Origin of the sequence: Paenisporosarcina sp. FSL H8-0542, assembly GCF_038632915.1 — a bacterium.
Lineage (GTDB): Bacteria > Bacillota > Bacilli > Bacillales_A > Planococcaceae > Paenisporosarcina.
Genome location: NZ_CP152050.1, coordinates 3420714 through 3439179, shown reverse-complemented (window position 1 = coordinate 3439179; position 18466 = coordinate 3420714). Strand labels below are relative to the sequence as shown.

General features: G+C 40.2%; 24 protein-coding genes. 14 read left to right on the top strand and 10 right to left on the bottom strand.

Features of this window, described 5'->3' with window-relative positions:
- The 3 genes from MHH33_RS17220 (at nt 1) to MHH33_RS17210 (ending at nt 1423) form a co-directional block, all read left to right on the top strand.
- Entirely contained in the window at nt 1-252 is a 252-nt protein-coding gene (locus tag MHH33_RS17220) for a hypothetical protein (protein ID WP_016428752.1), read from the top strand.
- On the top strand, nt 253-717 hold the full coding sequence (locus MHH33_RS17215; RefSeq protein WP_016428751.1) for a GNAT family N-acetyltransferase: 465 nt from the start codon (nt 253-255) through the stop codon (nt 715-717).
- Nucleotides 718-967: 250 nt separating this feature from the next.
- Entirely contained in the window at nt 968-1423 is a 456-nt protein-coding gene (locus MHH33_RS17210) for a GNAT family N-acetyltransferase (protein ID WP_342542481.1), read from the top strand.
- A 216-nt stretch (nt 1424-1639) separates the two neighbouring features.
- On the opposite strand, the gene MHH33_RS17205 is transcribed toward MHH33_RS17210, so the two are convergent.
- Nucleotides 1640-2275, bottom strand: coding sequence for a histidine phosphatase family protein (locus MHH33_RS17205; RefSeq protein WP_342542480.1), 636 nt, complete (start codon nt 2273-2275; stop codon nt 1640-1642).
- Between the two features lie 100 nt (nt 2276-2375).
- Between MHH33_RS17205 and MHH33_RS17200 the strand changes: the two genes are divergently transcribed.
- Entirely contained in the window at nt 2376-2762 is a 387-nt protein-coding gene (locus MHH33_RS17200; RefSeq protein WP_016428747.1) for a hypothetical protein, read from the top strand.
- A gap of 204 nt (nt 2763-2966) precedes the next feature.
- Here the strand turns inward: MHH33_RS17200 and MHH33_RS17195 are convergent, their stop codons facing one another.
- A complete protein-coding gene (locus MHH33_RS17195; protein ID WP_016428746.1) occupies nt 2967-3482 on the bottom strand; it encodes a GNAT family protein in 516 nt (171 codons plus the stop codon).
- A gap of 113 nt (nt 3483-3595) precedes the next feature.
- On the opposite strand from MHH33_RS17195, the gene MHH33_RS17190 reads away from it, so the two are divergent.
- On the top strand, nt 3596-4330 hold the full coding sequence (locus tag MHH33_RS17190; RefSeq protein WP_342542479.1) for a sulfite exporter TauE/SafE family protein: 735 nt from the start codon (nt 3596-3598) through the stop codon (nt 4328-4330).
- 54 nt (nt 4331-4384) lie between these two features.
- The gene (locus MHH33_RS17185; protein WP_016428744.1) at nt 4385-4816 is read left to right on the top strand and encodes a YkvA family protein; all 432 of its coding nucleotides are present in this window, start codon (nt 4385-4387) and stop codon (nt 4814-4816) included.
- A 29-nt stretch (nt 4817-4845) separates the two neighbouring features.
- On the opposite strand, the gene MHH33_RS17180 is transcribed toward MHH33_RS17185, so the two are convergent.
- On the bottom strand, nt 4846-5562 hold the full coding sequence (locus MHH33_RS17180) for a serine hydrolase (RefSeq protein ID WP_016428743.1): 717 nt from the start codon (nt 5560-5562) through the stop codon (nt 4846-4848).
- A gap of 191 nt (nt 5563-5753) precedes the next feature.
- On the opposite strand from MHH33_RS17180, the gene MHH33_RS17175 reads away from it, so the two are divergent.
- From MHH33_RS17175 to MHH33_RS17165, 3 genes are all read left to right on the top strand, one after another.
- On the top strand, nt 5754-6677 hold the full coding sequence (locus MHH33_RS17175; RefSeq protein WP_016428742.1) for an ABC transporter ATP-binding protein: 924 nt from the start codon (nt 5754-5756) through the stop codon (nt 6675-6677).
- A gap of 4 nt (nt 6678-6681) precedes the next feature.
- Complete coding sequence (locus tag MHH33_RS17170; protein WP_342542478.1) at nt 6682-7602, top strand: ABC transporter permease; 921 nt, start codon at nt 6682-6684, stop codon at nt 7600-7602.
- 131 nt (nt 7603-7733) lie between these two features.
- The gene (locus tag MHH33_RS17165) at nt 7734-8291 is read left to right on the top strand and encodes a M15 family metallopeptidase (RefSeq protein WP_342542477.1); all 558 of its coding nucleotides are present in this window, start codon (nt 7734-7736) and stop codon (nt 8289-8291) included.
- 140 nt (nt 8292-8431) lie between these two features.
- Here MHH33_RS17165 and MHH33_RS17160 read toward each other — a convergent pair whose 3' ends face one another.
- Genes MHH33_RS17160 through MHH33_RS17150 form a run of 3 tightly spaced genes read right to left on the bottom strand, consistent with a single transcriptional unit; the run spans nt 8432 to nt 10156 of the window.
- Nucleotides 8432-8956, bottom strand: coding sequence for a GrpB family protein (locus MHH33_RS17160; protein ID WP_342542476.1), 525 nt, complete (start codon nt 8954-8956; stop codon nt 8432-8434).
- Between the two features lie 58 nt (nt 8957-9014).
- A complete protein-coding gene (locus tag MHH33_RS17155) occupies nt 9015-9311 on the bottom strand; it encodes an MGMT family protein (RefSeq protein WP_342542475.1) in 297 nt (98 codons plus the stop codon).
- Nucleotides 9287-10156 carry an alpha/beta hydrolase gene (locus MHH33_RS17150; RefSeq protein ID WP_342542474.1) on the bottom strand — a complete coding sequence of 290 codons (870 nt, stop codon included), beginning with the start codon at nt 10154-10156 and terminating at the stop codon, nt 9287-9289. Before MHH33_RS17150 ends, MHH33_RS17155 begins: the two co-directional genes overlap by 25 nt.
- A gap of 112 nt (nt 10157-10268) precedes the next feature.
- On the opposite strand from MHH33_RS17150, the gene MHH33_RS17145 reads away from it, so the two are divergent.
- Complete coding sequence (locus tag MHH33_RS17145; RefSeq protein WP_342542473.1) at nt 10269-10502, top strand: hypothetical protein; 234 nt, start codon at nt 10269-10271, stop codon at nt 10500-10502.
- 225 nt (nt 10503-10727) lie between these two features.
- Nucleotides 10728-11009, top strand: a complete 282-nt coding sequence (locus MHH33_RS17140; protein WP_016428737.1) for a DUF6509 family protein — start codon at nt 10728-10730, stop codon at nt 11007-11009.
- Between the two features lie 122 nt (nt 11010-11131).
- On the opposite strand, the gene MHH33_RS17135 is transcribed toward MHH33_RS17140, so the two are convergent.
- A complete protein-coding gene (locus MHH33_RS17135; RefSeq protein WP_342542472.1) occupies nt 11132-12229 on the bottom strand; it encodes an MBL fold metallo-hydrolase in 1098 nt (365 codons plus the stop codon).
- Nucleotides 12230-12648: 419 nt separating this feature from the next.
- Here MHH33_RS17135 and MHH33_RS17130 point away from each other — a divergent pair, with 419 nt between their 5' ends.
- Nucleotides 12649-13836, top strand: a complete 1188-nt coding sequence (locus MHH33_RS17130; RefSeq protein WP_016428735.1) for a hypothetical protein — start codon at nt 12649-12651, stop codon at nt 13834-13836.
- 180 nt (nt 13837-14016) lie between these two features.
- Here the strand turns inward: MHH33_RS17130 and MHH33_RS17125 are convergent, their stop codons facing one another.
- Together MHH33_RS17125 and MHH33_RS17120 are read right to left on the bottom strand one after the other, a co-directional pair.
- The gene (locus MHH33_RS17125) at nt 14017-14946 is read right to left on the bottom strand and encodes a thermonuclease family protein (RefSeq protein WP_342542471.1); all 930 of its coding nucleotides are present in this window, start codon (nt 14944-14946) and stop codon (nt 14017-14019) included.
- A 144-nt stretch (nt 14947-15090) separates the two neighbouring features.
- Entirely contained in the window at nt 15091-15606 is a 516-nt protein-coding gene (locus tag MHH33_RS17120; protein WP_016428733.1) for an XRE family transcriptional regulator, read from the bottom strand.
- Between the two features lie 172 nt (nt 15607-15778).
- On the opposite strand from MHH33_RS17120, the gene MHH33_RS17115 reads away from it, so the two are divergent.
- Nucleotides 15779-17083 (top strand): MFS transporter, encoded by a 1305-nt coding sequence (locus tag MHH33_RS17115; RefSeq protein WP_016428732.1) that lies wholly within the window; start codon nt 15779-15781, stop codon nt 17081-17083.
- 87 nt (nt 17084-17170) lie between these two features.
- On the top strand, nt 17171-18154 hold the full coding sequence (locus MHH33_RS17110; RefSeq protein ID WP_016428731.1) for a hypothetical protein: 984 nt from the start codon (nt 17171-17173) through the stop codon (nt 18152-18154).
- 56 nt (nt 18155-18210) lie between these two features.
- Here the strand turns inward: MHH33_RS17110 and MHH33_RS17105 are convergent, their stop codons facing one another.
- A complete protein-coding gene (locus tag MHH33_RS17105; RefSeq protein WP_016428730.1) occupies nt 18211-18435 on the bottom strand; it encodes a hypothetical protein in 225 nt (74 codons plus the stop codon).
- Between the last annotated feature and the right edge of the window lie 31 nt (nt 18436-18466).

Below are 18466 nucleotides of genomic sequence, written 5' to 3'. Positions count from 1 at the left end.
ATGAAGATGCGAAAAGAAGTAACACCTAAATTCTTAATAATAATGTGCGTGGCGTACAGTCTATTTGTCATTAGCCAATGCTTACAAGTCATGTACACACCATCTACAGTTTTAAAAGTAGTCAACTTGATCGCTATCGTCTTTCTGTCTGGAGTAATCGGAGCATTTATCCGAGAGATTTTCATTTTGAAAAAGAAGCGATTGTTAGAAGAGATGAATAACGACGAATCACCACAACTGGGAGGGAAATAAATGGTCACATTAAAACCTATGAGACAAGAGGATTTTCAGCAATACCTTGAAATTGCAGTAGAGGACTATGCTAAAGACAAAGTAGCTTCAGGGAATTGGAGCGAAGCGGAAGCATCGGAGCTTTCCAAAAATGAATTTAACCGTCTGTTGCCTGACGGTGAAAAATCGAAAGGGAATTACATATTTTCTATCTTCCATGATCAACAAATAGTCGGAATGATATGGATGGCACAAAAATCTCCTGAAAAAGCTGATGAAGGTTATATTTATGATTTTAGTATTTTAGATGAATATCAAGGAAAAGGATATGGCAAGGAAGCAATGAGAGAAATTGAAACAATTGCGAAAGAACTAGGAATGTGCAAAATTGGACTTCATGTTTTTGGTCACAACCAAGTCGCGCGGGGCTTATACGAGAAGATGGGCTACGAAATCACCAATATAGTCATGGCGAAGTCAATTTAAAAATCCTTTTAATACGATAAGCGAAAAAGTCCTAGAATCAAGACAGGTATACAAGGGGGCAATGCTCTATCCTACCTATTTGGTGCTCTATAAATAGTTCCTTACACAATAAGTTTGGTTATCCTACATTCTTCTATAACTATGAATAAAGATAGCCTGACCACTTCACTTTTTCCATATAATCAGGCAAGCTAAACTGAAGTGGTCAGGATAGTAAAAGAAGGTAATTAACAACTAGGGAGGCATAGTTTTGGATATTAAAATAGATGATTTATCGGGCTCTGAAATTACTAAATTGATAAACGAGCATCTTCATGGTATGACACTGCATTCACCACCAGAAAGTATACATGCTCTCAATCTTGAGCAGTTGCAACAACAAGATATTACATTTTGGAGTGCATGGGAAGGAAATGAATTGGTTGGATGTGGGGCACTTAAAGAAATTGATGGTCAGCATGGAGAGATCAAATCAATGCGAACCTCTTCATTCCATCTTCGCAAGGGGGTTGCAAAAAGACTACTTCATCACATAATTGGAGAAGCCACACGACGTGGCTATCGGAAGTTAAGTTTGGAAACGGGATCAATGGATTCTTTCGATCCGGCAAGAAGATTTTATGCAAGGTTTGGGTTCAACTATTGTAACCCATTTTCCGATTACAAGGAGGACCCAAATAGCGTATTTATGGAAAAGAATTTATAAATAGCTCGTAGCTATCTATAGCGATTCTTCAAAAAAGAAGGATAGTTTGACTTATCAAATAACCGAGGAAATTAGTTAAAGAAATACATGGTTATTTGGTAAGGTGAATCACTTTAGTGATTCACCTGTGAGATAAATTAATCCCAAATACGGGCGTTCGGTGGGAAGATGTTATTTTAGTGAAAATATTAGAGCACAGTCAGCATATTTACTACTTTATTGAACCATTAAAGGTCCCTTCGCTTCTTCTGCATGGGACATGTCGCCAATCATAGTCAATTCGCGTCTATCAGTATCGATTTCTAACACTGTCAGACTCGTTCCGTGAATGAAAGGTGGATTCCACAATAAATCAAGATCAGCTCCACTGAAGTGATTAATCAAGCATTTCTTAACGACGCCATGCGTGACAATTAGGACGTGACCATTTGGGTGAGCTGCAGCAATTTCTTCCACTGCACGTAATACGCGTTCTTTCAACATGTGAAAACTTTCCCCGGAAGTCGATTCATATTGGCTCGGGCGTTCATAATAGGTTTTGACTTGCTCCGCATAATCACGATCAATATCCGAAGATAGCATTCCTTGCCATTCACCTACATGGATTTCACGTAAATCTTCTTTTTGAATAAGAGGAATGTTACGTTCCCCAATAATGAGTTGAGCTGTATGAACCGTACGTCCACTTGTACTACTATATACAGCGTCGAGTGGGACATCATTAAGACGCGTTCCTAGTTGAGACGCCGCTGCCATTCCTATGTCAGTTAAAGGTGAGTCTGCCCAGCCTTGCATGCGCGATTGTACGTTCCATTCTGTTTGTCCATGGCGTGTAATATATAGGGTTAGCATCCAATTCCTCATTCCTTTTAATCGAATATATCTCTTATTTTACCAAATGTGAAACTTTTTATCAGGTTTTGCGTAGTACATATAAAGGAGCGAAACATACATGCTAGCAATCTTCGATAAATACCAAAACATCATTATCAGCATTATCTTAGTTTTCTACATCGTTAATTCCATCTACATAGGTTCTGATGGATTATCCTTAATGTTGTTCATACTGGTAATCCTCATGCAAATCATCCGTTTGAGAAATTATATTAAGCAATTGTCCTTTGTACAATTACTCGCACTCTTCGGTATATTGGCGGGTTCTATTGTTGCACTGGTACTGATTTTCATGAGTTTGAATCATTTAATCGGTGCAGGTATTCTGTCATTTCCTGACTGGATGATCATGGTCCTTCAAATTACCTTGATTATTTTGTTTATCTTAACTGTGAGTGCAATCATGCGTAATTTATATCAACGTTTTACCCAGTCAAAAGTATAGAAAAAAGGATGCCTTTATCAGAGGGCATCCTTTTCTATTAGTTTAATAAAGTTGATAAAATTACTTTTTAATAAATAATACTCTTTAATTACAATTGTTTCCTAGCCATCGTATTCACCTTCATACTTATCAGAGATTTAGTAAATTTGCGACTTCGTTTATTGAACGAAAATTAACTGAATCAACACGCTTAAGTTTTGCTGATTAGTGAAATTCAGAAACAAGCAAACCATATAAGTACATGTCATGACGCTTCCCGTTACGTTGTAAAAACTCTCGGAACGTTCCTTCGGGCTTAAAACCAAGAGATTCATAAAGTTTGATGGCACCTACGTTATAGCCGAATACCGTCAGCTGCAAACGATGAAGATTCAGTTCATTGAAACCATAATTCATCAACAATTGCATGGCTTCTTTCCCAAATCCTTTGCCGTGAAATTCTGGCCCAAGAGCTATGGACAGCCAGCCTACACGATGCGACCATAAAATATCTTCGATGGCACAAACACCTAAAAATTGCTCCGAATCAATCGGTCGAATGGCAAAGCGAAAACTACGATCAGAATGGTCCATTAACTGTTCTGCATTTTTTTCTGATTCTTCACGAATGGGAAAGGCATTATAAAAACGTCCAAAAGATTCCAAGCCATTCCACAGTCGATACGTTGGCAAATCTTCTTTTCTCATTGCAGTCAAACGAATTTTAGAGCCAATAAACATCGAATATTCTCCTTATCATAAGTTTTTCTTATTGTACTTCATTATATCATCGTCATTTTCTTAATTCGAGACACGAAGTACAATACAGTTAATAAGAAAGACAGGTGATTAAGTTGGATTATTTTCTATTGTATTTTATAGGGGTAACCGCAACGACAATCGGCACATTGGCAGGTGGCGGGGGCCTTATCAGTTTGCCAACGATGTTGTTGCTCGGCATGCCGATTCATTCAGCTATTGGGGCAAATAAAGTATCCAACACGGTAAGTTCATTCTCAAGTTTCTTTACATTGTATAAACGAAAACAAATATCGTTGAAGGATTCTCTTTGGCTAATCCCAATCAGTTTGGGTGGAGGCGTGACCGGGGGATTTATTGCTTCACAGCTGTCCGCAAATAATTTGTATGTACTGGCAATTTTTCTTTTGGCATTTGCATTTGTTACTTCATTTATTGGCAAAGGTAATTTCACAGGCGAAGAACCATTGAAATTAACAAAGGTCAGTGGACCAGGGCTGTTTGGTATTGGAATTTATGATGGACTTTTTGGTCCGGGACAAGGTACGTTAATGCTATATTTGTTCAGCTACTTGAACATTGCGTATGTGAAATCAGTGGGATTGGTCAGGCTGGCTACTTTTTCAAGCTGTTTCGGCGCAGCAATCAGTTATATTATATCAGGAGCTATTATTTGGCCATTGACCCTTGCTTTGATGGCGGGGTCTATTACCGGAGCTCAGCTTGGAGTCCGTATCGCAGAGAAAATAAAACCTCAATACGTAAAGCCCATCTTACGTGTCGTGACTGCGTTACTCATTTTGCAATTGGTTGTTGAAAACATCCTATAGTATCATTGAAAACTTTCTTTCAAACCGACATACTGATAAAAAGGAGTGATGACCATGAACAAGCAAGATATTCAAGAGAATTGGGTAAAAAACGTGGATCCACAAGAGCAAATAGAGAGCTCGCATGAGCATTATGATGAAGAAAAATTTTGGAATAAAATTGTGAAGTATGGCAAAAAAGCAGGAGAAAAAACAGTGTATACAAGCTTGTTGCTTTATTTCACAGCTCAAAATCCAGCGGTGCCGAAATCTGCTAAGCTGACCATTGCGGGAGCACTTGGCTACCTAATCTTCCCGGCAGACGTACTTCCAGATTTCATTCCAGTTGTCGGTTTGGTAGATGATGCAAGTGTAATTGCTTATGCTTTATATCAAGTGATTTCCCATATCGATGAACCAACGAAACAACAGGCATACGAGAAAATGAAATCCTGGTTTGGAACAACTGACAATAGTATAGAAGACCTTATGTTGCCTAAAAAATAAAAAGAGCGGACCGATGACGGTTCGCTCATTTACAATTCGTCTAACATATGTCCAAACTCGTGTAACAATGTACGTCCACTAGAATTACTGCCCTCAGTTAAACCGACAAACAACCCCACTTGGCCTTTGTACATAAATAAGCCCACATCATGCTCGACATCATCCAATTCGCCTGTTTTGTTGAAGAAAACAAATTGATCGCTTTTGACACCAGCTGGAACTTTATTCTGAAATTGCTGCTTTTCAAGGATTTGAAGCATGTCGTGAAAAGCGTGTGAGCTGACCATATGTCTTAAGCAGGCAACCATATCGCGACCACATGTGACATTGTCCCGGCCCTCCGAAATAGCAACCAGATCTCGCATTTCCCGACCCAATACGGTTTTTGTCATTCCGAGATGTTGTATATAAGAATTGAGCCGTTTCAACCCGTAGCGTCTGATTAGTATGTTAGTTGCCGTATTATCCGAAACCACCATCATGAGAGCAAGTAAATCACGAATTGAAAATAATCTTGGTTGTGTAACAAGTGTTTGCAATACGCCTGATCCATCCACGATGGCTTCTGGGGATACTTCCATCTCTTCATTTGAATCCTTTGCATGGTGCAAACCATATAAGAAAATAGGAAGCTTTATGACGCTTGCTGATTTGAAGATTTCATCAATATTTTTCGAATAACGAACGACTCCAACTGGATACTCCATATGTAAACAATATTTCTCGGGAAATAATGTAAAGCCCATCTGAACCCCTCCTTTCTACTAGTTTAATTCAAAAACTTTTCCAAATAAATCCTTAATATGAAATAAAAACGAAACCAAGAGTCATGTGTTTCGTATATAAATATGGACGTAGATTGGATAGAACTTTTTAACTAGTCATTTCGTCTTAGTAAGTAAATGAAGGATGTCTCATATTAAGGAAGGTGAAAAGCGTGGAACAACAACCAATCGTTGAATTAAAGAACTTGTCAAAAACCATTGGCAAAAAGAAAATTATCGATAATTTGAACCTGCAATTATTCCCTGGTCAAATTACGGGTTTTCTGGGGCCAAATGGTGCTGGTAAAACAACAACGATTCGCATGATGGCCGGTTTAATGAGGCCGACAAGCGGAGAAGTAGTGGTGGAAGGTCAAACACTGACAGACCACTTTGAAGAAACAATGAGCAAAGTAGGGGTAATCGTCGAAAATCCGGAAATGTACAAGTACATGTCGGGGTGGAAAAACTTACTGCATTTCGCACGCATGAACAAAACCATTTCAAAAGAACGCATCGCTGAAGTCGTCGATCAAGTAGGCATGCAAAATCGTATTCATGAAAGGGTTTCTACTTATTCGCTAGGTATGCGTCAGCGTCTAGGCCTTGCACAAGCATTGCTGCATCGTCCGAAGTTTTTGATTTTGGATGAACCAACCAATGGTCTGGATCCTGCCGGAATACGTGAATTCCGTACATACTTGCGTAAAATCGCTGTTGAAGATGGCGTGTCAGTATTCGTATCGAGTCACTTGCTTTCAGAAATTGAACTGATGTGTGATCGAATCGCCATTATTCAAAACGGACAACTTATTAATATCCGTGAAATTAATCAAGAAGAAGAAGCTCATTATTATATTGAGGCGCAACCGGCTGACCAGGCACGTGAACTATTATCAACACAAGGATTAACTCTTGAAAATAGTGGGGCTGGCTTCATTGTCAAAGTTGAACAGGACCAGATTCCTTCCATCATTCAGGCGATGGTCTCGGCAAATCTTCAAGTGTTCGCTGTGCACCCGTTCCGTAAAACATTGGAAGATCAATTCCTCGAAATGACTGGAGGTGGCCAAATTGCTGAATCTCATAAGAAATGAATGGATGAAACTGTGGCATAAAAAAGCCACTTGGATAATGGCTGGGTTATTGGTCCTCATATTAATCGGGATTACAGGCATCATTAATTGGGCGATTGACCGAACGGTACAACCGTCAGACCAACCCACTTGGGAAGAGGATGCGGCTGTAAATCAAGCAAATTTAACAGCTGAACTGGCAAAGCCAAATCTTGATGCCGAGACTAAAAAACAGTTAAAAGAAGAACTGGCCATCACTGAATACCGCTTAGCGGAAAACGTGGCACCGTTCAGTCCCGGTGATAGAGAACAAAATTTGATGGATTCCCATACGATGCTTACATTGGTTCTGATGTTTGCCGTCATTGCGGCCGCTAGTATAGTGGCAGCTGAATTTTCTCAAGGAACGATTAAAATGTTGTTAAGCAGACCTGTGAAACGGTGGAAAATCCTAACGTCCAAATACATCACATCATTGCTTTATGCATTAGTATTATCCATCATTGCCTTAATTGCGAACGTAGTTGCTGGATATATATTCTTTGATGCTGGAAGCGGTGCGATGCTGGATGTTCGTGGCGGGGAAGTAGTTGAAGTATCTTACTGGGGACGGGTTTTAGCCTTATATGGCTTAACTTATATCGGAATCATGGTATTCACGACATTTGCATTTATGATTGGAAGTGTTTTCCGTACAAGTTCACTTGCCATCGGATTATCGATCTTTCTGATGTTTATGGGTCCAAATATTGTCTTTTTCTTAAGTAAATACGAAATTACGAAATACATCCTGTTTGCGCATACTGATTTAACTGGTTACATTACAGGCAATATGTTCATTTCAGGCATCACCTGGCCATTGTCAGCCGCTGTGTTGACTGTATATGTCGTATTGTTCTTATTCATCAGCTATTGGTCGTTTACAAAGCGAGACGTTACAGCTTAATTATGGTAGAGTCGTTCCTTTTCGGAGGAGCGACTTTTTTATTCATTCGCCTAATCGTCAGTTTGAATCATTGAAAGCTCTGGAGAATTTACGTAAGATGAAAAGCAGCGTGTGGGAAAGGAGGAGTTCGTGTGAAACGATTATGGACCGTTTTGAATATTATATTGTGGCTCGTCATCGGCGGACTCTTCTTTGTTTGGGTCCACAAGGAACTAGAATTTAGAGAAGAACTTCAAGAACGCCCTTTACCGGAAGGTTTGCATCCCATCGTGGCAGAAAAGAGCAATCAATTGATCGGAAAAGCTGAGGAAATCGGTATTCCGATATTAATCAGTGATAGCTTCCGTTCCGTCGAATCTCAAGATGTCCTTTATGAAAAAGGACGCTCGATTGAAGGTGACATCGTCACGTATGCACGCGGCGGTGAAAGCTATCATAACTACGGACTCGCCATCGATTTCGTCCTGCAAAACAGTGACGGGACGATTAGTTACGATTTACAGCGTGATTTGAATGGCAACGGGGAAGCGGACTGGTACGAAGTTGCAAGCATTGGCAAAGACTTAGGCTTTGAATGGGGCGGAGACTGGCCTAGCTTCAAGGACTACCCACATTTAGAATATACTTTCGGCTTATCGATCAGTGACTTGCAAAACGGCTGGCGGCCAGAGGATAAGGTGGAAAAATGAAATAGAATCAAATAGCCCTCCTCGAAAGTCTTGAGGAGGGTTTTAAGGTTCTATAAAACAGCCAAAATTACTTTACTATTTCGACAGCCTCCAATAATTTCTTCTTCTTCCTATCTCCTCAACTCTTTTTTAGACAGTCTTTAAGTTAATTTATCCTCATTTTCAGCAAACCATTGTATTGCTTTCTGTTCCATTTCTTTGACGAATAAATTTTTTGCCGGACTATATTCGCTGGTATTCTCAAACTGTTGAGCTAACTTTTCTTTAAAGTGACTATATTTAACCACATCTTCTGGATGAGAACGCAAATAGTCGCGGAAAATTAAGTGGCGAGCTATTTGTGGATTGTCGTATTGATAGAAATGAATATGATGAGTTCTGTTTTCTCCGCCTTTTCGGAATAACCTTCTTCCATCAATACCGTATTCTCCGACCACATCGTATCCTAAAGAATCCATTTTCTCATTTAAGGAATCAATTTGATGAATGTCTTTTACGAGACACATCATATCGATTACTGGTTTTGCTTTTAGACCATGAACAGAAGTACTGCCGAAATGTTCAAATTTAATGATTTCATCTCCGAAAATTTCACTTAAAAAATAAACTTCTTTTTGAAACATAAGTGCCCAGTTTTCACTGAAGTCAGTAAGTCGAACTTTCATTTATTTCCCCTCCGCACAGCTCGATTTAATAGTTTTTTGAAAGGTTTACTCAAAAATTTTACTCAAAAACACTCAAATCCACCCGTCCATCACTTAAGAACGCAACGTCTTCACCCTGAAGTAACATACGTTGCAACTCTTTCGATTCTTCATTGGGCACAGCAATTTCACCACGTGCATTGACCACGCGGTGCCATGGCAAGCCATGTTTTTCACTCATCGTATGTAAAATCCGTACCACTTGTCTTGCTGCGCGGGGGCTCCCCGCCATGCGCGCGACTTGTCCGTAGGTAAAGACGTATCCCTCTGGTATTTCTTTTAATATCCGAACTACTTCTGCCGTGAATGGTTGCAAGATGCTGTTACCTCCTTGAAAAAAGCGTGTAGTTCTTGTTGGAATTTATCTTGCTCTTCCAGGAATGGATAGTGATTGCTGGCATAAAACTGTATGAACTTACTGCCACTAATTGATTCATAAATTTCTTTTGAAAACTCGATGGGACATTGTACGTCATGAGTTCCACAGCCAATCCACACCGGGCAAGTAATTTTGTCTATTCTTCTTGTCACGTCATAGATTGCATATTCTCTTGCAAACATATTCATGCGACCAGTGGCCATCGATTTTTGCGGTGCATCGGCAAAATACACATCATAGTGTTCAGGTAGATGAAGAGATAGCTTCGTTCGTTCTTTTGAAAGTTTCATTCGTTCATCCTTTGCCATCCCTGAAACTTTCAACCGTTCTATCAAATCTTGCATGTACTGAAACTGAGGGTGAGCGGCGTTGTAAATACACGACTTTGCGTCACCGTAATAACGACCTGCTGTACCTACCAAAAGAAGCGCATCTAACCGTTTCGAAAAATGAATTCCGTATAATAAACCAATCATTCCGCCGGTTGAATGACCTGCAAATGTCCACGTTTCATAGCCCAATGCTTTTCGAATGGCTTCCAGATCCATCACGGCATCAATCATACTCAATTCAACTTCAGACGAAGCATCCGCGGATGAGCCAGCACCACGCAAATTTACTAAATATACTTGATGGCTATGTACAAAGCTCTCTGCAAATAGATCACCTTCAGAAGTAAACTCGGAGTAATGATGTGTGACACAAAGAGGGGCTCCAGAACCTTTTGAAAATACTTCAAAAACACTGTTTTCAGTTTCAATCAATTGTTTTATCCAGGACATTTCCGCTCACCCCTAACTACTTTCATTGTAATCAAACCTCGTTCATCATGTCGACTGAATATGGTATATTACGGGTAACAAAGTATTTAATGTAAAGTTGGGGGTAGCCGCTATGTCAAAAATGACTGCTGAGGAAATATTAAAAGCTATGGAAGAAATGGATAATGGGGAACGTATTAAACTATTAACAGTATTAGCTGTAAAACATTTTGGAAGGAAACCACCTACAATAGAGGAAATAGCTAGACTAAACTATATAGCCTTTTACGGTGACGAAGACGAAGATGAGGATATAGACAGTAATCGTCACAGGGCTTTAAATCCTGAGGACTTTGAGGGCAAATGAAAAAGAGGCTATTAGCTGTAATTAGCCATACCTAGATACACATATGTTTTGGCTGTGAAATTGTTCGCTGGGAAGGAAAAGGACGAGTTTGTTATGTCCGCGATCCATTCGGAATGGTCTTTAATGTGTGGGAAGAATAGGAAAGATAATCGATAGAGTTGTTTAGTGGCTACAGGTCAGTATACAATGAGGGAAGTTCAATGAACTGACAAAGGAGAATGCCACATGGAAATTACAAATCACATGGTTGAAAAAATGAACGACCCTACGGGCATTATTGTTGGAGACCGTTTTGAGTTTCTGCTTGCCGTTGAAGTTGATGAAGATGATGAGTTATATACAGAAGGCGGATTAGAATTGCGTGTCATTTTGGCTGTCGAAGAGGATGTACATCGCATCGTGCAGTATCATTTTACCGATAAAGCTTCAAATGAAGTTTTGGATTTTGCTTTAGAAGATGATGAAGAGGCAGAAATTCTCGCGTATTGCAAAAATACATTGGCATAAAATAAAACCCTTTTTCAAAGCTCGTTCTTATCAGAAGATAAGATCAAGCGATGAAAAAGGGTTTTTTATTAATATATTTTAAGGTTATCGATAACGGATAACCGGACTGCTGATAAAAACAATTATACCAAATTCCACCATTCCGCAACAGGATAGTCATCAGAACCAATTACAACAGACTGTCCAATTTTTGGTGTCGTAATAGCTACGTCACGTGCTTTCGCAGCTTTTGTGACGCGCTCAATAGGATCGGTCCATGCGTGAAACGCAAGTGTAAAAGCGGACCAGTGGATTGGCATCATCAATTTACCATTTAAATCGAGATGGGCTTGTACCGTTTCTTCGGGTTTCATATGAATGGTTGCCCAACGATCGTCATACTGGCCACATTCCATCATAGTGAAATCAAATGGACCATACTTTTCGCCAATTTTTTTAAAATGCGTATCATACCCGCTATCCCCACTATAAAAAATACTCGTTTCTCCACTGCGAATGACCCAAGAACCCCATAAAGTAGAATTGTGATCGAACAGATTGCGGCCAGAGAAGTGACGTGCAGGAGTACTGATAAATTCAATGTCTAAATGGTCAAAAGTGTCCCACCAATCGAGTTCTTTAATTTTTTCAGGTGCTACACCCCAACCTTCCAATCTACTCCCGACACCAAGAGGGACGATAAATTGCCCGACTTTGTGCTTCAGCAAATGAACAGAATCGATATCCAAATGATCATAATGATCATGAGAGTAAAGGACGATATCAATAGCAGGTATATCATTAATGTCAAATGGCAATTTCTCACTATATCTCTTTCCACCGATCTGAGGAAAAGGGGAAGGAGAGCTACCAAGCATAGGATCGATGAAGATGGTTTTACCATGAAGGTTCAGTAATATAGTTGAATGTCCGAACCATGTCACATTTGCTTGTGAATCAAGAAGGTGATTCCATTGGAAATTCTCCATCGGAAGCGATCGAACTGGTGTCAGATCAGGATTTTTTTGAACATAATCTTTAATCATGGAGCCTAAAGTTTTTAAATCATTAGACATAGTCGTATCTGAGGTATTCTTGAATTTGTTTTTTTCATAGTTGGGGGATGCTATTAATGTTAATTTCTTCTTGGCGTTCGGAGCTTTCCCAAATGCCGGATAATGCTGCAAAAAGAGAGTGGAAGCAGTAGCAAATGCTGCCACTCCGAATAAAGTTTTTTTCATCAATGGCACCTCAAATGTGTTTTGGGTTATAAAATTTTTCTGATATATGTAGCATAAAAGAAATAAAGAAATTAGTCATATTTTAAGAGAAATGGTTAAGTGCATTTATTGACTCTAATTATTCTGTCTAGTTATCGATAAACATTCAACTTCCTCCAAAAACGTGAGGAAGTTTTTTTATGTAAATTTAATCGTTTCAGTGTCCATTTAATTCCAAAAACCACAAAATCCATAATGACGATAAATAATCGTTCAGACATTATTTATCCGCTTACATGCATGTTATTTGCTATAAATGGATGAATATTCTTTAAATTCTATTTATTCTATATATTTATCGTGTCGAATCGTGTTACTGTAGTACACATTACTTCGTGCAACGAAGTGAAAGAGAAAAGTAATGGGGGTAGGGAATCAATATGTCACAGATGCTAGCTTTAAGTATTTTAGTTTTCATTCTTTTTATTGGGGATGTCGTCGCGATCCGTACGAAAGCGTGGGTTCCTTCAATTTTTATCAGTGCCGTTCTTTTCTTAATCGGCTATTGGACATTCTTTCCCGCAAACATTGTAGAGTTATCAGGAATTCCATCAGTTGTAGCAGTCATGTTAATTTACTTGTTAATTACCAATATGGGCACCTTGCTATCTTTGCAGGAACTGATAAACCAGTGGAAAACCATTTTGATTGCATTGGCAGGAATTCTAGGAATCATTGCTGGATTATTTGGAATCGGTACTTTCCTATTCGGCAGTGAAACAATAATTGTAGCCATTCCACCTTTAGTGGGCGGGCTTGTATCGGCACTTATTATGTCTGAAGGCGCCGCAGAGGCAGGACTTCCAAGCTTAGCTGTTTTCGCCATCGTTATTTACGTGATGCAAGGGTTCGCAGGGTATCCTTTGACATCAGTCATGTTGAAAAAAGAAGGAAAACGTTTGCTTCAACAATTGCGCAATGGGGAAATTGATTTGAAGCAAGTAGGGGAAGAAAATGAAGAGACACATTCAAGAGAATTAAAATTATTTAACTGGATGCCTGAAAAATACAATACGGAATTCTTCAAATTTTTCCGCTTGGCTTTTGTCGGATTTTTAGCGTACCAAGTATCTACATGGCTTGCACCATTTGTGACCATCAGTCCATTTGTTCTCTGTTTACTATTTGGAGTAATCGCGAGAAGCGTAGGATTCTTGGAAAAACACCCGTTGAAAAAAGCGAACGGATTCGGATTCGCCGTTTTAGGGTTAATGCTGTTCATTTTGGACGGCCTGAAAGCAGCAACGCCAGATATGATGATTGATCTAATCTATCCGTTGATTGGCTGTATTGTCATCGGTGTAGCTGGCATGTACGTGTTTTCGTTCATCATGGGCAAGGTGTTAAAAGTAAGCAAAGAAATGGCGTTTGCCGTATCTTTAACGGCCCTATACGGATTCCCGGCGGACTACATCATCACTAACGAAGTCATCAATGCGTTAACTCAGGATGAAAGAGAACGGGAAGTGTTAACAAGTCACATGTTACCACCAATGTTGGTTGCCGGCTTCATCACCGTAACGATTGTTTCCGTTATATTAGCAGGTATATTCGTTGGATTCCTATAATCGACAAACAAAAATGACCTTTCCGAATGAATGGAAAGGTCATTTTTAGGTTGAAATGAGTTACTAGTAAAATTAGATGTCAAGGTAGACAGAATTGCGATCCAGGTAGACAGAATCCCATTCCAGGTTGCACAAATCTTAGATTACAGTGAATATCTTGAACTCACGCAACTATTCAACCTATCGCTCGCATGCAAATTGGTCTTTATCACGGTCCATTTTCGGTTGATAGGCCGGATGGTCACTCGGCACTCCGTTCGGATACTTGGTACGGAGGTGCGTACAATTATCGAACCACTCCGTTGTTCCTGCGGGATTGGTAGTCGCAGAACTATTTGAAGCTCCTCCAGTTGAACTTGAAGAGTTATCGCTGCTGGAACTGCTCTTTGAAGAAGTCTTTGATGAGCTTGCAAATCCTGAATCCGTGGCGTAGTCCTCAATTGCCCAGAATCCGGCTTTCTTCGACTGAGCTTCTTTTTGTGCTTCTTCATAAGGATTTAAATGACGAGTATTTGGTGGATAGACATACGCAACGCGTGCCAATCCTTCACGGATCAATGTTTCCTGTACACTTTTGCCGTCGACGTATACATAAGCCAATAGACGTCCGTATTTATCGCGTTTTTCACCAATATCAAATTCAAGTGTTAACTTTCCACTGTTTACGAGAGCACGATTTCGCTCCTTGGCTTCAGGCCCGAAAGGTTGTTTTCCTAAACGTGGGTGACTCGTCTCCGGTGTATCGATTAACAAGTAACGGACCGGTTCGTCCACGCCTTTATACATCACGCGAATCGTATCCCCGTCCGTCGTCGAGACCAATGTCACCGGGATTTGATCCGTCGTACCTTGTTGAGGTGCTGTTATGATTTTCGTAACGGACTTAGTTTCCGCTGTCTTTCCGGTAGTTGCTTTATCGGCAGGCTTTTCGTCTTGCTTTGAATCGTCCACGACGCTTTCTTGATCTGCAGAACCGGAATCTTCGTCTGTCGTCTCTTTTACAACAGGCTCATATTTCTCATCGTCCATGCTTGTCGTGCCACAACCAGAAAAAATAAGGGCACTACCTACAATCAAGCATGTTAATTTATTTTTGAAACTAAAAGTCACTTTTAATATCCTCCTTGAGATTTCCTTTTCTAGTATAACAACAACCTCCGTCTATAAAACATAATATTTAACAAAGTGTGTTGCCATACCAATTGACCGAAAAGCTACACAAAAAACCTCCTCTGGATTTCTGAGGAGGTTTGGTTAATTTTTCGATGAAACGACCAAAAATCGTACATCGTTTTCGGTATGGTTGAACCAATAATGTGTCTTACGTGCATCGAATAAAATGGATTCTTGTTCACGGAGTTCCGCTCGATTGCCATCCATTTCGACCGTTAATACGCCTTCTACTACGAACAGAAATTCATGTCCACCGTGTGAAAATGCATTCCCTTCATTTTCTCCTGGTTGAAGTGTGACTAAAATAGGGGAAAAGCTGGCATCTCGAACTCCATGGGATAAGTCCTTGTAATAAAAACGCTCTCTTCGGATAGCCAAATTGTCATGTGAATATTCTTCTGCAAAAAATACACTCGGATTTACACCTAATGCGTCTGCAATTTTCTTTAGCGATTCAAGCGTAACACTCGATTTTCCCCGTTCCACCTGTGATAAAAAACTAATGGATACCCCGGTTTGTTCAGACAAAGCCTTTAACGTCATTTTCCGTTCTTTGCGAAGACTTTTTAATGTATCCCCAATTGATTCTTGTGGCATAAGAATTCCTCGCTTCATCTAATCTCTTACTCTCATAATACATCACTCAAACAGCAATGAAATATAAATTGTGACAAAGTATTGACAGAAAATTTATAACTGTCTAAAATGAATCTCGGAAGATAAATTAAAGTGTCACTTCAATTTTCATTTTTCACAAGGGGGATTTATGATGGATAAAAAACAAACCCGTCGCATCTTGATTGCGAGTTTAGTAGGGAGTTCAATCGAGTGGTTTGACTATTTCTTATACGGAACAGTTGCTGCACTTGTTTTCAACCAACTATTTTTCGTTAATGAAGATCCGACTGTAGGACTTTTATTAGCATATGCGTCATTTGCTTTAGCTTTTTTCATCCGTCCGTTTGGCGGCGTGATATTCAGTCATATCGGTGACCGCATTGGGCGCAAGAAAACACTCGTCTTAACGTTAAGCTTAATGGGGATTGCTACGTTTGGAATGGGCTTATTGCCAACTTACCAAGCAATAGGCGTTTGGGCTCCTATCTTATTGATTACACTTCGCTTAGTGCAAGGTTTGGGAATCGGTGGGGAATGGGGAGGCGCACTTTTACTCGCAGTAGAATATGCACCACCTGAAAAACGTGGATTGTTTGGTAGTATCCCGCAAATGGGCGTAACAATCGGGATGTTGATGGGAACGATCGCTTTATGGGTGATGACGTTACTTCCTGAAGAGTCATTCATGACCTGGGGATGGCGTGTGCCATTTATTTTAAGTGCTTTATTAGTTATTTTTGGTTTATGGATTCGTAAAGGCATTGATGAAACACCTGAATTCAAAAAAGTGCAGGAATCTGGCGATATTCCAAAATTGCCGATTGCAGATACACTGAAATACCACTGGCGTGAAGTGTTGATAGCTATTGGAGCAAAAGTGGTGGAGACTGCACCTTTCTATATTTTCAGCACATTCGTGGTGTCGTATGCAACAACAAATTTAGGATATACACGAACATCTACATTAACTGCCGTTATGATTGCTACCGTCGTTACGACGATATTAATCCCAATCATGGGGAACTTATCGGATAAAGTAGGACGCAAAAAGTTATACGTTGCTGGTACGGTCGGCATGGCACTCTTTGCTTTCCCATACTTCTGGATGATTAAACAAGGGTCAGTTGCATTATTGATCATCGCAACAGTTATTGGACTCGGAATCATTTGGGCACCGATTACAGCGGTTCTTGGCACGATGTTTTCGGAAATCTTTGATGCAAAAGTACGCTATACGGGCATTTCATTAGGCTATCAAATCGGTGCAGCATTAGCGGGTGGTACAGCTCCACTTGTGGCTACGGCATTACTAGCACGTTTTGATAATTCGTATGTACCGGTTGCACTTTACATCGTGTTCACTGCACTTATTTCACTAGTTGCAATTTGGGCTGTGAAAGATCGCAGTCGACAACAATCTAAACGAATCGTGGTAGGAAAAGAGAGTCGCGCGTAAGCGGCTCTTTTTTTCTCTTAAGTTCAGCTCACCACACGAAATCATTTATTAGTGTGGGAAGTAATGTTTTTTGTTAGGAGGAAGACCATGTTAATCATCAACGAACAACAGATTCAACAACTCTATAAAATGGTTGATGCCATTGAAGATATCGCAGCGGTATTAAAGGCTAAAGAAGCAGGGAAAATCAATAACCCCCATCGCACAGTACTCGAATTTCCTCAACACGAAGCATCCGCATTATATATGCCGAGTGCCGATATGGCTGGCGAAGTAACAGCGGTCAAAGTAGTAACGATTTTTCCAGGAAATCCGACCGAAGGAAAGCCAACAACACAAGGGGTCGTGCTACTTTCCGATGCGACCAATGGCGAGCATGTCGCAATGATGAACGCATCGTATTTGACACGACTGCGAACAGGTGCACTTAGTGGCATCGCAACGGATTTATTGGCAAAAAAAGATAGCCGAATCCTAATAGTCATCGGAACAGGTGCAATGGCTTTTGAACAAGTTCTTGGCGTGCTGGCGGTTCGTACCATCGAGAAAATCATCTTGGTTAATCGGACACCGGAAAAAGCGCAAGCATTTGGCGAGAAATTACGTACATTTGGAGTGAACGTGCCTTTTGAAATCGAAATTGATGTTTCAAAAGCGGTGAAGCATGCGGACATTATTTGCTGTGCCACCCGATCAAACGAACCTGTATTCATGGGATGTGATTTACAACCAGGAACCCATATAAATGGCGTAGGTTCCTACTTGCCTCATATGCGTGAAGTGGACGAAACAACAGTGTTGAGTGCAGGCAAAATTGTGGTGGACGACCTTGCTGGCGTAAAAGATGAAGCTGGTGAATTGATGCACGCAGCAGATAGTGGAAACTGGTCATTTGAAGACGTTCATGCCCAACTCGGAGAACTTGTTGTTGGAACGAAGTCGGGAAGAGAAGTACAAGAAGAAATCACCTTCTTCAAATGCGTAGGAGCTGCCTATTTCGACCTTGCTGTTGCAAAAGGCGTCTATTCTAAAGCAAAAGAAGCAGGGATTGGTATGGTTGTAGAAGTTTAATATCTTATAACAGTATAAGAGCATCGGCTAAGCCGATGCTCTTTTGTTAAATCCATTCAATGTGAAGTTTCAGTATGTGCGGTGATTTCTTCGGCAAGGTCATGTTTCACCAAATGTTCGCCCAGATGGTCGCTGCTACAAAAAATCAACCCTTCGTACACCACGCAGATATCTTCTTCATAAATTTCCCCGTTACAGAAATCGCAGTTATAGATCACGATCGCTTGTTGTGGATCACTAGGCAGTCCTGCACCTGTAATCATTGGATTTTCAATTTGCATCCAAATCCTCCTTGTTTTTAGTATTTAGTTT

Excerpts from the sequence above, each read along its gene's own strand:
- MHH33_RS17220 (WP_016428752.1), top strand. The coding sequence starts at position 1 with ATGAAGATGCGAAAAGAAGTAACACCTAAATTCTTAATAATAATGTGC.
- MHH33_RS17215 (WP_016428751.1), top strand. The coding sequence starts at position 253 with ATGGTCACATTAAAACCTATGAGACAAGAGGATTTTCAGCAATACCTT.
- MHH33_RS17205 (WP_342542480.1), bottom strand. The coding sequence starts at position 2,275 with ATGCTAACCCTATATATTACACGCCATGGACAAACAGAATGGAACGTA.
- MHH33_RS17200 (WP_016428747.1), top strand. The coding sequence starts at position 2,376 with ATGCTAGCAATCTTCGATAAATACCAAAACATCATTATCAGCATTATC.
- MHH33_RS17195 (WP_016428746.1), bottom strand. The coding sequence starts at position 3,482 with ATGTTTATTGGCTCTAAAATTCGTTTGACTGCAATGAGAAAAGAAGAT.
- MHH33_RS17185 (WP_016428744.1), top strand. The coding sequence starts at position 4,385 with ATGAACAAGCAAGATATTCAAGAGAATTGGGTAAAAAACGTGGATCCA.
- MHH33_RS17180 (WP_016428743.1), bottom strand. The coding sequence starts at position 5,562 with ATGGGCTTTACATTATTTCCCGAGAAATATTGTTTACATATGGAGTAT.
- MHH33_RS17170 (WP_342542478.1), top strand. The coding sequence starts at position 6,682 with ATGAAACTGTGGCATAAAAAAGCCACTTGGATAATGGCTGGGTTATTG.
- MHH33_RS17160 (WP_342542476.1), bottom strand. The coding sequence starts at position 8,956 with ATGAAAGTTCGACTTACTGACTTCAGTGAAAACTGGGCACTTATGTTT.
- MHH33_RS17150 (WP_342542474.1), bottom strand. The coding sequence starts at position 10,156 with ATGTCCTGGATAAAACAATTGATTGAAACTGAAAACAGTGTTTTTGAA.
- MHH33_RS17145 (WP_342542473.1), top strand. The coding sequence starts at position 10,269 with ATGTCAAAAATGACTGCTGAGGAAATATTAAAAGCTATGGAAGAAATG.
- MHH33_RS17140 (WP_016428737.1), top strand. The coding sequence starts at position 10,728 with ATGGAAATTACAAATCACATGGTTGAAAAAATGAACGACCCTACGGGC.
- MHH33_RS17135 (WP_342542472.1), bottom strand. The coding sequence starts at position 12,229 with ATGAAAAAAACTTTATTCGGAGTGGCAGCATTTGCTACTGCTTCCACT.
- MHH33_RS17130 (WP_016428735.1), top strand. The coding sequence starts at position 12,649 with ATGTCACAGATGCTAGCTTTAAGTATTTTAGTTTTCATTCTTTTTATT.
- MHH33_RS17120 (WP_016428733.1), bottom strand. The coding sequence starts at position 15,606 with ATGCCACAAGAATCAATTGGGGATACATTAAAAAGTCTTCGCAAAGAA.
- MHH33_RS17115 (WP_016428732.1), top strand. The coding sequence starts at position 15,779 with ATGGATAAAAAACAAACCCGTCGCATCTTGATTGCGAGTTTAGTAGGG.
- MHH33_RS17110 (WP_016428731.1), top strand. The coding sequence starts at position 17,171 with ATGTTAATCATCAACGAACAACAGATTCAACAACTCTATAAAATGGTT.
- MHH33_RS17105 (WP_016428730.1), bottom strand. The coding sequence starts at position 18,435 with ATGCAAATTGAAAATCCAATGATTACAGGTGCAGGACTGCCTAGTGAT.